7 protein-coding genes and 1 rRNA gene are annotated in these 9,926 nt (G+C 41.3%); 7 read left to right on the forward strand and 1 reads right to left on the reverse strand.

Annotated elements, in window-relative coordinates; genetic code table 11:
• Window positions 1-26 precede the first annotated feature (26 nt).
• From rrf to msrB, 7 genes are all read left to right on the forward strand, one after another.
• Window positions 27-144: ribosomal RNA gene (gene rrf / locus B4U84_RS11030) — 5S ribosomal RNA — on the forward strand.
• Between the two features lie 206 nt (window positions 145-350).
• Window positions 351-689, forward strand: a complete 339-nt coding sequence (locus B4U84_RS31570; protein ID WP_242677600.1) for a hypothetical protein — start codon at window positions 351-353, stop codon at window positions 687-689.
• Window positions 690-708: 19 nt separating this feature from the next.
• On the forward strand, window positions 709-1,632 hold the full coding sequence (locus B4U84_RS11035; protein ID WP_242677601.1) for an LbetaH domain-containing protein: 924 nt from the start codon (window positions 709-711) through the stop codon (window positions 1,630-1,632).
• A gap of 20 nt (window positions 1,633-1,652) precedes the next feature.
• The gene (locus tag B4U84_RS11040; protein WP_131117794.1) at window positions 1,653-2,213 is read left to right on the forward strand and encodes a hypothetical protein; all 561 of its coding nucleotides are present in this window, start codon (window positions 1,653-1,655) and stop codon (window positions 2,211-2,213) included.
• Window positions 2,214-2,464: 251 nt separating this feature from the next.
• On the forward strand, window positions 2,465-6,007 hold the full coding sequence (gene metH, locus B4U84_RS11045; RefSeq protein ID WP_131117797.1) for a methionine synthase: 3,543 nt from the start codon (window positions 2,465-2,467) through the stop codon (window positions 6,005-6,007).
• A 145-nt stretch (window positions 6,008-6,152) separates the two neighbouring features.
• Window positions 6,153-6,371 carry a helix-turn-helix domain-containing protein gene (locus B4U84_RS11050; protein ID WP_131117800.1) on the forward strand — a complete coding sequence of 73 codons (219 nt, stop codon included), beginning with the start codon at window positions 6,153-6,155 and terminating at the stop codon, window positions 6,369-6,371.
• A gap of 181 nt (window positions 6,372-6,552) precedes the next feature.
• Entirely contained in the window at window positions 6,553-7,059 is a 507-nt protein-coding gene (gene msrB / locus B4U84_RS11055) for a peptide-methionine (R)-S-oxide reductase MsrB (RefSeq protein ID WP_278248327.1), read from the forward strand.
• Between the two features lie 128 nt (window positions 7,060-7,187).
• Here the strand turns inward: msrB and B4U84_RS11060 are convergent.
• Window positions 7,188-9,926, reverse strand: a 2,739-nt coding sequence (locus B4U84_RS11060) for a COR domain-containing protein (protein WP_131118878.1), incomplete at its 5' end; no start/stop codon positions are given.

The following is a 9,926-nucleotide window of genomic DNA, read 5'->3' on the forward strand; positions in this document are numbered from 1 at the left end:
TCCCAAATCCAAAATCCACAGGTTTTCCTGGTGTCTATGGCGCGGTGGAACCACTCTGAACCCTTCCCGAACTCAGTTGTGAAACGCTGCTGCGGCGACGATAGTTGTCGGGTTGCCGACCGTCAAAATAGCTCGATGCCAGGATTTTATTATACAAAACCAAAGCCTCCTACAACTTTAGGGGGCTTTGCTTTTTGTTATTCAAGGGATATGTGAACAAAAAATTCTGGGCATTGCTGAATCACAATATGAATTATTGCGATCGCCCCTCGCGCTTTCTTCATCTTTTACTGTTTAACTCAGATTACTCCATAGTCAAATATCTTAACAGCCGTGAGGAGCTTTTTTCTATGTTTAAACCTCGCACAATTTTTGGCGCAATAATTGCAATTATCCTAGCGTTTTTCATCGGTACACAGATATATAAACAACCCGCCATTGCTCTTAATGGAGTTTGTAATCCAACGACAAATAACCTACCTATATGCCCAAGTACAGCACCTTCAGAGTCAGCTAGTTTCCTTGACCCAACTGCAATAATCAAAAATCCAATCAATATTACTTTAGGCGAAAAAGTCTATGTTGCTCCATTTGCCGAGTTAGACGCTACTAATGCGCCCATTAGCATCGATGCAGATACTAATGTCCAAGACCAAGTGAAAATTATAAGCTTCGGGAACGGGAGTTGAAATTGGCAAACGTGTCATTATGGCGCACATGGCCACAATCAAAGGAGCAGCTAGAATCGGTATTCAAGGCTCAACTGGGCCTTTTACAGACCCAATTACTAATACTCAGTTCAACAACGATATTCCAGAGACATTTCTCGCCTTCAACTGTGAAATAGACGGTGCAACTATAGAAAGAAACACAGTAGTCAACTTTCTCTCGCGGGTTGGACCTGGTGTTACCTTACCTGCTGGTAAAGTTGTTCTGCCAGGTAAAAACGTCACAACTAACCTACAAGCTAGTAGCGGTAGCTTAGGAAAAGTCGCAAACTTGACACAGGCCGACGTGACATTGATGGAAGGCATCATTGAAGTCAATGAAGCATTTGCTAAAGGTTACACAGAATTGGCCAGAGCAGACTTGTCAAACGTACAAGGGATAAATTATGCTCCAGTCACATTTTTTAACTCTGGAGGCTTACCGCAGATAGGTGGAAGTGTCACCCGTGACCCAAACTTTAGGAACCGCATTATCGGCAATATAGTTCTGCAAGATTCTTTAGCAACCGTCAGTAACAAACTAGGGAACAGAATTTCCCTACGTGCTGATGAAGGTGAACCTTTTAATGTTGGGCAAATTGCTGGGATGGCAAACGATGTTGTTTTCCACGCTTTAGAAACAACAAGCTTGACTCTTGGTAATGGGATTGGTTATGGGCCTCGTGCTCTAGTTCATGGCGGTAGGCAGGTTGTCAATGGTGTTGCTAATGGCCCTGAAACTAGCATAGGTAATGCCGTCGGGCTAGGGCCGAACTCCGTTGTATTCCGCGCCAGCATCGGTAACAACTCAGCACTTGGGCAAAGAAGCGCAGTCTTCAATTCTACAGTAGCTCCTAGAACGGCGATCGCTTCTCGAACAATCTATGCCGATAACGGCAACCTAATTTTACGTGTGGAGTGGTAAGCAATAACTTTTGCAGAATTATGAATCTGAAAATCTTGTCGGTAGTGCAACTACAATGCCTACGATTGATTGTGCTATTCACTTTGATATTTGGACTGGTACTAAGTATTGATGAAAGTTCATCTATAGCGGCACAGCAAGCTGGGCAAACTGGAGTTATAAACTCATTCAACTCCAATCAGCATCAGGTAGTACAGCCTCCAATCACCGGACTTGTCTCTACATTGTCCGATGAAGTCGAGGAATTACCAGCACAGATGATTCGCTGGTCAACTTACTGGCAACTTTGCTGGGAACCATATCCCGAAGCTAAAGAGTACGAATTGCAAAAAGTGCTGATGGAAGGCAAGTTTCCAAAATTGCAACACCAAAGCGATCGCTGTTTTCGTCTTCAAGCTGCATCTAATGAAAACCAAAAATCACAAGGATTACTCAACCGTGAATTAATCTTGTTGATGCATAAAATTCAGCTAGGTTATCGAGTGCGAGCCGTCTTAGATAAAAACCGCGTCAGCGAATGGTCTCCAGTCATGGCAGTTGGTGCAACTACTGTCTCTGAATCAAATGGTACTAAGTCTTAGTGTAAAACCTTTCTCTGTACAAAATTACTACTTTAGGACTGATACACACTAATCAATGCTACGTACACATTTTATGTTAAGAGATAAACACATAATAGAATGCGTACGTAATTTACGTTATCATTTTCTCTAAATACTTCATATTATTTGCCACCTGTTTTCATCAATTTCTTACTCCGAAACTGTAGAAATTTTGGAAAATAATAAATTAAGTCGAATTATTAAGACTAACCAAATTTCTTTTGGCAAATATGACTCATCCTTTTTTAGAACGCTTGCACAGTCTTGATCGTCCCGTGATTGTTTTCGACGGTGCGATGGGAACTAACTTGCAAACACAAAATCTCACTGCTGAAGATTTCGGTGGTGCTGAATATGAAGGTTGTAACGAGTATCTAGTCCACACTAAACCTGAAGCTGTGGCGAAGGTTCACCGTGACTTCTTGGCTGCGGGTGCGGATGTGATTGAAACCGATACTTTTGGTGGTACGCCTATAGTATTAGCAGAATATGACCTCGCTGACCAAACATACTACCTCAACAAAATTGCCGCAGAACTAGCAAAGCGTGTCGCAGCAGAATTTTCTACACCAGAAAAACCCCGGTTTGTGGCTGGTTCCATGGGACCGACAACCAAATTACCAACTTTGGGACACATTGATTTTGACACCATGAAAGATAACTTCGCCCAGCAAGCAGAAGCTTTGTGGGATGGCGGTGTCGATTTATTTATTGTCGAAACTTGTCAGGATGTGCTGCAAATCAAAGCTGCATTGAATGGTATTGAAGAAGTTTTTGCTAAAAAAGGCGATCGCCGTCCTTTGATGCTTTCTGTAACAATGGAAACAATGGGGACGATGTTAGTAGGTACGGAAATCAATGCCGTACTAACTATTCTAGAACCTTATCCCATAGATATTCTCGGTCTGAATTGTGCCACAGGGCCAGACCTGATGAAACCACACATTAAGTATCTTTCCGAACATTCACCATTCGTTGTTTCCTGTATTCCTAACGCGGGTTTACCAGAAAATGTCGGTGGACAAGCGCATTACCGCTTGACACCAATGGAATTGCGGATGTCATTGATGCATTTTGTTGAAGACTTAGGTGTCCAAGTAATTGGGGGTTGCTGTGGGACACGTCCAGATCATATTCAACAATTAGCAGAAATCACCAAAGAATTAAAGCCAAAAATTAGAGAACCGCAGCTAGAACCAGCCGCAGCATCGATTTACAGCACTCAGCCCTACGAACAAGATAATTCTTTCTTAATTATCGGTGAACGATTAAACGCCAGTGGTTCTAAAAAATGCCGTGAATTGCTGAACGCGGAAGACTGGGATGGACTGGTATCGATGGCGAGGGCGCAAGTCAAAGAAGGCGCGCACATCCTGGATGTCAACGTCGATTATGTGGGGCGTGATGGTGTGCGAGATATGCACGAATTGGTTTCTCGCATTGTCAATAATGTCACACTTCCTCTGATGCTCGATTCCACAGAATGGGAAAAGATGGAGGCGGGTTTAAAAGTTGCTGGTGGTAAGTGTTTGTTGAACTCCACTAACTACGAAGACGGCGAACCACGTTTTTTGAAAGTGTTGGAATTGGCTAAGAAATATGGTGCTGGTGTTGTCATTGGTACTATCGATGAAGAGGGGATGGCGCGGACGGCCGAAAAGAAATTTCAAATTGCGCAACGTGCCTACCGTCAAGCATTAGAATATGGTATCCCATCTCACGAAATATTTTTTGATACACTTGCTCTACCAATTTCTACAGGGATTGCAGAAGACAGAGAAAATGCCAAAGCGACTATTGAAGCCATTCGTCGCATCCGCGAAGAATTGCCTGGTTGTCATGTTGTTTTAGGTGTATCCAATATTTCCTTTGGTCTAAGTCCCGCAGCCCGGATAGTACTGAATTCCATGTTTTTGCATGAGGCGATCGCAGTAGGTATGGATGCGGCGATTGTTAGTGCTAATAAAATTCTACCACTTTCAAAAATTGAGGAAAAGCATCAACAAGTCTGTCGCCAGTTGATTTATGACGATCGCAAATTTGAAGGTGATGTATGCGTCTATGACCCCTTAACAGAACTCACAAAGATGTTTGAAGGGGTGACGACAAAACGCGACAAAGGTGTTGATGAAAGTCTCCCGATTGAAGAACGTCTCAAGCGTCACGTGATTGATGGTGAACGTATTGGTTTAGATACTGCACTGGCTGAAGCGTTAAAAAAATATCCGGCTTTGGATATTATTAACATTTTCCTGCTGGATGGAATGAAGGTAGTAGGTGAGTTGTTTGGTTCTGGACAAATGCAGCTACCTTTTGTGTTACAGTCAGCCGAAACGATGAAAGCGGCGGTTGCTTACCTAGAACCGTTCATGGAAAAATCAGAAGCTGGCGATAATGCCAAGGGTACATTTATTATTGCCACAGTTAAAGGTGATGTTCACGATATTGGTAAGAACCTGGTTGATATCATTCTCTCTAACAATGGTTATCGGGTGATTAACCTGGGAATTAAGCAGTCGGTGGAAAACATCATTGAAGCATACAATAAGCACAAAGCTGATTGTATTGCTATGAGTGGGTTATTAGTGAAGTCCACTGCCTTCATGAAAGAAAATTTGCAGGTATTTAATGAAAAAGGAATTACTGTCCCTGTAATTTTGGGTGGTGCGGCCTTAACTCCCAAGTTTGTTGCTGAAGATTGCCAGAATGCTTACAAAGGTAAAGTAGTCTATGGCAAAGATGCTTTTTCTGATTTGCACTTTATGGACAAATTAATGCCAGCAAAAGCATCTGGGAAGTGGGATGATCTACAAGGATTTTTGGGTGAATTTGCCGAAGAAATATCTCAAAATGGACATAAGGAACCTGTAAAGGAAAAACCGGAAACAGAAAAAGCATTTGTTGAACCCACAGAAGTTGATACTAAGCGTTCAGAAGCTGTAGCGGTAGATATTGCGCGTCCCACACCGCCTTTTTGGGGAAGTCAGTTATTGCAACCGAGTGATATTCCTGTAGAAGAAGTTTTTTGGTATTTGGATTTGCAAGCTTTGATTGCAGGACAATGGCAGTTTAGGAAGCCGAAGGATCAATCGAAGCAGGAATATCAGGCTTTTTTGGATGAGAAGGTGTATCCAATTTTGCAGGAGTGGAAGCAGCGAATTATTACAGAAAATTTGTTGCATCCGCAGGTGATTTATGGGTATTTTCCTTGTCAGTCTGAGGGGAATAGTTTGTATGTTTATGATTGGAACCGCAGAGACGCAGAGGGCGCAGAGGTAAGATCAAGGTTTGAGTTTCCGAGACAAAAGTCGTTGAGGAGGTTGTGTATTGCTGATTTCTTTGCGCCGAAGGAGTCGGGGGTGATTGATGTGTTCCCGATGCAGGCGGTAACTGTGGGTGAAGTGGCGACGGAGTACGCGCAGAAGTTATTTGCAGGTAATCAATACACAGACTATCTGTATTTTCACGGTTTGGCTGTGCAGATGGCGGAAGCTTTGGCTGAGTGGACTCATGCACGAATTCGCCGGGAGTTGGGTTTTGCTGCTGAGGAACCAGATAATATTCGGGATATTTTGGCGCAAAGGTATCAGGGTTCAAGGTATAGTTTTGGCTATCCGGCGTGTCCGAATATTCAGGATCAGTACAAGCAACTGGAGTTGTTGGGGACTGAGCGAATTAATCTGTATATGGATGAAAGTGAGCAGTTGTATCCGGAGCAGTCTACGACGGCGATTATTTGTTACCATCCGGTAGCGAAGTATTTTAGTGCGTAAGGCGTAATAGCTAGGAAGAAAAGGCGGTTCGTTTTCCAGGCGTGACCGCCTTTTTTAGGGTTTGATAGTACTATCAATTTGTTATTTTTTTCAACTTAATATTATGAAATTAATATTGGTAATATGTATATAAATTTAATAAGTAATGCCTATACAAAATCGAGTCAAAAGCTTCTTAGAAGGTAAAAACTTGTCTGCGTACCAGTTCATTAAAGATACTGGAATAGCTCCTGCTACTGGTTATAAGTTGGCTAAAAAGTCTAGCTACTTGCCTTCTATTCGTGTATTAGAAGTTATTTGCGATACGTATAAAGTTCAACTCAGTGAAATTTTAGAATGGGTGGAAGAAAAAGAAAACAGTTAACAGTTAGAGACGCGAGGAACATCGCGTCTGTACAGCTATCAATTTTTACTGTTGACTTAAGTTAATTCTCAGCTTGGTTTCAGCTTCAGCATTTATTGTGGCGATCGCGTGAGGAAATCTCTATCGAAGTGAGACGGTTTACCTAATTGTTAAGTTATAAAACTTAATAAAATATAAGAAGATGAAAAGAAGAGTTCTTTTAGAAACAGGCGGTGCGATCGCAGGAGCGCTGTGGTTATCAAATTATTTAAGCAGGAGGGACGAAGTTATGACAACTTCTAACAGTGAAAAGTTTGAAGTTAATAAAACTGAGGAAGAATGGCGTAAAACTTTAACACCCGAACAGTTTCGTGTTCTACGTAAGCACGGTACAGAACGGGCTGGGACAAGTCCACTAGATAAAAATTACGCTGATGGGACTTACGTATGTGCTGCTTGTGGACAACCGTTGTTTACATCAGAAACTAAGTTCAATAGCGGTACTGGCTGGCCGAGTTTTTACCAACCGATTGAAGGTGCAATTAGCACAACGGTAGACAGGTCATTTTTTATGACTAGGGTAGAGGTGCATTGTAGCCGTTGCGGTGGACATTTGGGTCACGTATTTGAAGATGGCCCTGCACCGACTGGACAGCGCTATTGTATGAATGGTGTAGCGATGGAGTTTAATCCAGAAGCAGAAGCATAAAATAAACATTTGAAAAAAGAATGCGACAGACCATATTTGTAGAGACGCGATAAATCGCGTCTCATATTCAGAATGTGTCGCAAAAATTTTTGAATCAATAATGGGTAATTGCGAATTGCGAATTGGTATTACCCATTTAATCGGTCTTCAATTGCTTTCAACAATGTCTCAAAGTTTGATTCTAGATGAACATCCGACGTCAGAGCATTCATGTCTTTCAGTAATTTAATGAGTTTAGCAAACGTGTTGCGAATTTCGTGATATAAGTCAAGTTCTTCTCGAAATCCCTGCAAATTATCACCGCTTACTTTTTTCATCGCTGCATCTAATTCTTTCTTTTTATCTTCCCAATACCCGACATATTTAATTCTTTGAATGGCTTGATAAATTTTGGCATCTTCTAAAACTATCGGAAAAATTCGTTCATAAAATTCTCCATATTTTGCAATTTCAAGGAGTTCATACATGCAATGTTCAGACTTCAAATACTGGTCACTGATGATTAAAATTACACATTTACTGCGACTTAATCGCTGCATGAATTCTTGAAAACGTTGTTTGTAGCCAACTGCATTTTTATCTCTAATAATTTTGATTTCTTTCCTTTGGAATACTTGCTCTATTTGTTCAACAAACTTTTTACTATGAGCATCTCGCAATGTGTAAGAAATAAAAACTTCCTTTTTATTGCTATTTTGTGGCTGATGCATCAATGATTTATCTCTACTTTTTTCTAGTTCTCTTTGCAACGGATTTACTTGTAAGTCATCTTCCTGTTTGATATTAAAAAATTGTAAATTAACGTCATCAATAAGCCTACGAACATCGACCATTTTACGACTTTTTCTACATTGAATCTGGTAAGCATTATCTTCTAAAAACTCGCGTAATTCGTCCAGAGGATAAGTATAGGGAGTTTGGTTTCCTGCGCATTTTTCACAGTTACAAGGAACAAGAGTGTCATATTGCAAACGTTCAAAAGACTTGTGGATTTTTTCGAGTTCGTGAGTGACGACTGCTAGCAATTCTTTCTTGCGATTTCCGGCTACACGGATTTTAATTTCTCGTTGATTGTAGTATTCAATAATTTCAGCGCGGGTTTGGTCTTTGTTGAGAACAACGCCGCTTCGCCAAACGAGTTTTTGTTGTTCAATCCAAGGGTGTGTTTCAACAATGAAGCGGGTGATAATTCCCTTGGGCATGAATTCGTATTCGTAGCGCAAAATCAGATTATTATTTTTGTCCCAATTATAATCGAGTTGGTTAATATCGAGTAGTTGCGGTGCAATATAATTGTGGGGATGATTAGGAATTGGGTAACAAAGCTTAAACCGCATCATTAATTGCAGTAGTTCATCTCGCATATTGGCATATTCATCATCTTTCCAAATATCAGCGAGATTCTCTTGGGTAAAACAGCCAAGATTTTGTTTGATGGTTTGATTGTCTAACACTTTGTAAACGGCAGTAGTTCCCCATTCTGGTTTGAGGATAACCCAGTGTTTCAATGTAGAATCATCTTGAAAATGCAGACAAACGCCAAGGTCGTGGAGATAGCCACTCAGCAGCAGCATGTCTTTAGAGTCAGTTAATTTATTAATGCGGCAAAGATTCTCGTATTCATGGGAGCTAATATAGTTCCGGGAATCGTTTTCTAAGGTGGCTCTAATTCTTACCCAGAGTTTCGGCAGAGGTGTACCGATGTGGGGAAGTCTGCTAATGTAGTCTTGAATAGCTTGTTTAATTTCTGCTAACCCGCGATTATCGGCTAAGTTAGTTGGCAGAGATTCTTTGAGATTAGTAAATTCTGCGCGCAATTGGCGATCATTAACCTCACACTGACGGTCTTGTTTTTCGTTTTTGATGATTAGAACCGGACTGTTATCACTCAAGAGTTCGACAACTTTCAGCCACCAGTAAAAATTGGTGTTTTCTTTGCGAGAATCAGCAACTAAAGCATAGAGAGAACGTTTGGTGAGAAAAAACTGGTGGGTTTCGTGATAAATTTCTTGTCCGCCAAAGTCCCAGATATTAACGCGAAAGTGTTTACCATTAGCTAGTGGGAATTTCCACTGGATGACATCAATACCTTCGGTGGATTTTTCATCAGATTGGAGTTTGTAGTTTTCATCTTCAATTTTCTTGGCTAAAGTAGTTTTACCTGCTTCACCTTCTCCCACAATCAGTAATTTGGCTTCGTAGAGTTCTTCAATTTCTTGTTCTAGTTGTTGCCTGCAAAAGTTAAGAATTGCTTCTAATCCTTTTTTTAGGATTTCTGGCGGAGGTGTAATTAATTCGTTGCCTTTAAGTTCAAGCTGTTTCAAATTGGTGAGTAGTCCAATTTCGCTCGGCAGACTGCTCAGTTGATTTTTGTCCAGGTTGAGCGATCGCAAGTTGAGAAGTTGTCCAATTTCTGCTGGCATACTACTCAGTTTATTGTCGCTGAGGTCGAGCCATTGCAAGTTGACCAGTTGGACAATTTCTGCTGGCAGATTACTCAGTTGATTGTCGCTGAGGTCGAGCCATTGCAAGTTGACAAGTTGGACAATTTCTGCTGGCAGATTACTCAGTTGATTGTCGCTGAGGTCGAGCCATTGCAAGTTGACCAGTTGGACAATTTCTGCCGGCAGATTACTCAGTTGATTGTTGTCCAGGTTGAGCGATCGCAAGTTAAAAAGTTGTCCGATTTCGCTTGGTAGACTGCTCAGTTGATTGTTGTAAAGGTCGAGCGTTTGCAAGTTGAGAAGTTGTCCGATTTCGCTTGGCAAACTGTTCAGTTGATTACTGCTGAGATAGAGTGATCGCAAGTTGAGAAGTTGTCCGATTTCGCTTGGCAAACTGCTCAATTGATTTCTGCTGAGGTAGAG

The sequence above is a fragment of the Westiellopsis prolifica IICB1 genome (assembly GCF_004323185.1).
Taxonomy (GTDB): domain Bacteria; phylum Cyanobacteriota; class Cyanobacteriia; order Cyanobacteriales; family Nostocaceae; genus Pelatocladus; species Pelatocladus prolificus_A.

Coding starts and splice junctions, on each gene's coding strand:
- B4U84_RS31570 (WP_242677600.1), top strand. CDS start 351: ATGTTTAAACCTCGCACAATTTTTGGCGCAATAATTGCAATTATCCTA.
- B4U84_RS11035 (WP_242677601.1), top strand. CDS start 709: ATGGCGCACATGGCCACAATCAAAGGAGCAGCTAGAATCGGTATTCAA.
- B4U84_RS11040 (WP_131117794.1), top strand. CDS start 1,653: ATGAATCTGAAAATCTTGTCGGTAGTGCAACTACAATGCCTACGATTG.
- metH (WP_131117797.1), top strand. CDS start 2,465: ATGACTCATCCTTTTTTAGAACGCTTGCACAGTCTTGATCGTCCCGTG.
- B4U84_RS11050 (WP_131117800.1), top strand. CDS start 6,153: ATGCCTATACAAAATCGAGTCAAAAGCTTCTTAGAAGGTAAAAACTTG.
- msrB (WP_278248327.1), top strand. CDS start 6,553: ATGAAAAGAAGAGTTCTTTTAGAAACAGGCGGTGCGATCGCAGGAGCG.